This window comes from Micromonospora sp., from assembly GCF_048594385.1.
Classification (GTDB): domain Bacteria; phylum Actinomycetota; class Actinomycetes; order Mycobacteriales; family Micromonosporaceae; genus Micromonospora; species Micromonospora wenchangensis.
This window is the reverse complement of record NZ_JBMDWU010000345.1, coordinates 1-4,183: the sequence shown is the minus strand read 5'-3', so window position 1 is coordinate 4,183 and position 4,183 is coordinate 1. Positions and strand designations below refer to the sequence as shown.

General features: G+C 77.9%; 3 protein-coding genes. 2 read left to right on the top strand and 1 reads right to left on the bottom strand.

The annotated features are described in order from the left end of the window. Positions 1-239, bottom strand: a 239-nt coding sequence (locus tag ACOJTC_RS18550; protein ID WP_420117827.1) for a hypothetical protein, incomplete at its 3' end; no start/stop codon positions are given. A 121-nt stretch (positions 240-360) separates the two neighbouring features. Between ACOJTC_RS18550 and ACOJTC_RS18545 the strand changes: the two genes are divergently transcribed. Further along, complete coding sequence (locus ACOJTC_RS18545) at positions 361-2,163, top strand: hypothetical protein (protein ID WP_420117826.1); 1,803 nt, start codon at positions 361-363, stop codon at positions 2,161-2,163. Positions 2,164-2,406: 243 nt separating this feature from the next. Next, on the top strand, positions 2,407-4,183 hold a 1,777-nt coding region (locus ACOJTC_RS18540), incomplete at its 3' end, for a DEAD/DEAH box helicase (RefSeq protein ID WP_420117825.1).

Below are 4,183 nucleotides of genomic sequence, written 5' to 3'. Positions count from 1 at the left end.
CCCCGGCCGACCGGAGGGCCGACCACCGGGCCGACGAAGCCGCCGACCACCCCGAGGCCGCCGGTCACCTCCGCGCCGCCGACCCCCACGCCGACCAGGACCGCCGACCCGACGCCGAGCCTCACCGGTTCCGGCACCCCGAGCCCGGAGGACAGCGGCGCGGTGGAGAGCAGCCGGTCGGCGTCCGCCCCGGCGTCGGCGGGTGCCTCGGCGAGCACCGGGAGCTGACCGGCCGGCACCGTCCCGACCGTCCCGTCGGCACTCCGGCTGTGCCGACGGGACGAGATGTGGCACGGTGACACGAGGCACATCCGGTCACCGTTCGCGGGACGCGGGTGCGAGGGTGCGCGGAGGGCGAGCATGGGCGAGCAAGAGGTTCCGGTGGGGCACGTCGACCAGGGACCGGTGCCCGACCCGGCCGAACCCGCCGCCCGTACCGACGACGCCGGGCGGGCCACCCCGGAACCCGTCGACGCCCCGCCCCGCCCCGACCGGGTCACCAGCACCCCGGTCCGGCCCGGCCCGCCCGTCGACGGCACGGCCCGCGCCACGGCCAGCGTACGTACCGTGGCCGCCCCACCCGAGGGTGGCGACCTGACGGCGGGGCCGGCGACCGCGACCACCTACCGGGCCGGCACCCCGGCCGCAGAGCCGGCCGTTCCGGCCTCCCGAACACCCGAGCCGGACGGCTCCGCCAGCGGAGACCCGACCCCGGGCGGCCCGGCCCCGAGCGGCCCGGTCACCGCCCCGACCTCCCGGGCATCCGCCCCGGACGACCCCGCCGACGGCAGCCCCGTCCCGGTCGGACCGGCGGCCGTTCCCGGGCAGCGCGACAGCTCGGACGGCCGCCCGGCACGGGCCAGCGTCTCCGTCCCCGGGCTCAGCCGGGTCTCCGCCGCCGAGGCGGAGGGCGCGGCGGCCGACGCGGGCATCCGCGCGGGGGACGCCGCCCCCGGGGTGTACCGGTCGACGCCTGTCAACCCGGAGCCACCCGAGCCCGCGCAGCCCCCGGAGCCGGTCCAGCCCCCCACCCCGCCGACGCCGGAGCCGGAGCCCACCCCCGAACCGTTGCCGGCCCCCACACCCGAGCCGGCCCCGGGCCCGGTCACTCCCGAGCCGCCGGCCCCCGGCCCGTTCCCCGCGCCGGTCCCGCCGCTGCCCGGTCCACCGCCGGGTCCCGTTCCGGTCCCACCCGGTCCGGTCCCACCCGTACCGGGGCCGCCGCTGCCGCCCCCTGGTCCGGCGGTGCCCCCGCCCCCACCACCGCCCGGCCCGATGCCGGCGCCCCCGTTCCCCCCGCCCCCGGCCGTGCCCGCCACCCCGACGACCTTCCGGGCCAGCGCCTCCGCCACCGTGCCCGCGACAGGCGGCACCGTCGCCCCACCCGCCTCGGCACCCCCGGCCGGCGGCAGCCCGGCCTCGGCACCCCCGGCTTCCGCGCCCCCTGCCGCGACCTCCCCCGTCTTCCGGCCGCCCACCTCCGCACCCCCGGCCGCGACGCCCTCCGCACCGGCCAGCCTCATCCCGCCGGCCTCCGCGCCCCCGGCACCCGCCAGCTTCACCCCGCCGGCCTTCGGGTCGCCCTCCGCGTTCACCCCGCCGGCCGCTGCATCCCCGGCACCCTCCGCCTTCGCCCCGCCCAACTCCGCGCCTCCCGCCCCGGCGGGTACCGGCCGAACGGATGCCGGCAGCGCGGGAGCAGCTGGTTCGGCGATGCCGACGTTCCGGGCCCCGGTCGTGCCCGACCCGGTGGGTGACGGCGCGACCTCGGCGCTGCCGGTGGTACCGGCTCCCGCACTGCCCAACCGGCCGGCATCCGGGCCCGCACCACGTCGCACGGCCGGCGGCACGACCCGCCCCTCCTCCGGTTCGCCCTACCAGGGCGGCCCGGACCTGGCCAGCGTCGGCTACGGCGGCACCGACGGCCCTGCGCACGCCACGATCGCCTTCCCCGCCGGCAACCCGGTGGAGAACTCCGGCTCGCTGACCGGGCACATCCTGGCCCAGGGCTGGTCCGACACGCCGGCCCCGAGGTCCAGGACCACCCGGGTGGTGATCGTGCTCGCCGCCTCGCTGGGGCTGTTGGTGGCGATCAGCGTGCTCGTCGTCCTGCTCGCCAACGACGTGATGGACGGGCTGGTCGGCGGCATGCTGTCCCAGTGAGGCCGGCCGCCGGCGACGCCGGTGAAGGGGACCGGCCAGGCAGGTGGGGGATGCCCGGAACGGGTGAGTCCGCCCACTACCGGCTCGGGGCACACTGGCGACGTCGCCGGAGCGCCGTACACTTGTCGGGATCACTGACCCGGCACGCGTGGCGTGCCCCTGGGCGATCTTGCGGGCGATTCGGCGGCGTACCCATGCTGCGGCGGGCCATCGCGAAGATGCGCCCCGCTCGAAAGGCATTTCTTGACCACCTCCGTTGACCCCGGCACCAGTCCGTCCGTCCACGACCTCCCGACCGACGACGTCACCCCGGCCACTCCCGTCGGCTTCGCCGACCTGGGTCTGCCCCGGCAGCTCGTCGACGCCCTCGCCCGGCAGGGCATCACCCCCCCGTTCGAGATCCAGCGGGCCACCGTGCCCGACGCCCTCGCCGGCCGCGACGTCCTCGGCCGGGGCCAGACCGGCTCCGGCAAGACCCTCGCCTTCGGCCTGCCCATCGTCGCCCGGCTGGCCGAGCTCAACCGGGCCCGGCCGCTGCACCCGCGCGCCCTGGTCCTCGTCCCCACCCGTGAGCTGGCGATGCAGGTCAACGACGCGCTGCTGCCGCTGGGCAAGGCCGTCGGGATCTTCCTCAAGACCGCCGTCGGCGGCGTGCCGTACGACCGGCAGATCGACGCGCTGCGCCGGGGCGTCGAGATCGTCGTGGCCACTCCGGGCCGGCTCGGTGACCTGATCAACCGGGGCGTCTGCGTCCTGGACGACGTCGAGGTGACCGTTCTCGACGAGGCCGACCAGATGGCCGACATGGGCTTCCTTCCCGAGGTCACCGAGCTGCTCGCCAAGACCCCGGCGGGCGCCCAGCGGCTGCTGTTCTCGGCCACGTTGGATGGTGACGTCGACGCCCTGGTCAAGCGGTTCATGACCGACCCGGTGACGCACTCCACCGCGCCGTCGACCGCCTCGGTGTCCACGATGGACCACCACCTGCTGCTGATCCCGCCGCACGACAAGTTCGCCGTGGCGGCGTCGATCGCGGCCCGGTCCGGCCGGACGATGCTCTTCGCCCGTACCCAGCTCGGTGTCGACCGGCTGGTGGAACAGCTCGGCGCGGTGGGCGTACGGGCCGGTGGGCTGCACGGCGGCAAGACCCAGCGGATGCGTACCAAGACCCTCGCCGAGTTCCGTGAGGGACGGATGGACGTGCTGGTCGCCACCGACGTGGCGGCCCGGGGCATCCACGTCGACGGGGTGTCCCTGGTGCTGCACATCGACCCGCCGAAGGACCCGAAGGACTACCTGCACCGGGCGGGGCGTACCGCGCGGGCCGGCGAGTCCGGCGCGGTGGCCACGCTGGTGCTGCCCAAGCAGCGGCGGACCACGCTGGCGATGCTGGAGAAGGCGGGCGTGGAGCCGGCCGAGACCCGGGTGCGGGTCGGCGACGCGGTGCTCGCCGAGCTGACCGGTGCCCGCGAGCCCAGCGGCGTTCCGGTCCGCGAGGAGCCCGAGCCGCGCCGGCACGGCGACCGCCCGCGCCGCTTCGGCGACCGGGACGCCCGGGGCTACGGCGACCGGGGTCACGGCGGTCGGGACGGCCGTAGCGGCTACGGCGGGGAACGGCCGCGCGGCAGCTACGGCGCGGAGCGACCGGCCCGGGAGCGGAGCTACGGCGACCAGGGCGGCCACCGGCCGACCGGGGACCGCCGCTACGGCGACCGCCCGTCCGGTGACCGCGTCGCCCGGGACGACCGCCCCACCGGCGACCGGGGCTACGGCGACCGACCCGGAGGCGGCGACCGGGGCTACCGCGAGCGCACCGGCGGCTACCGCGAGCACAGCGACCGCAGCGGCGGCGAGCGGGGCTACCGCGACCGCCCCACCGGCGGGCCCGGCTACGGCGAGCGGACCGGAGGCGGGCAGGGCTTCGGCGAGCGGACCGGCGGGGGTTACCGCGAGCGGCCGAGCGGCGAGCGCGGCTACACCGAGCGTCCCCGGACCGACCGGAGCTTCGGCGACCGGGGCG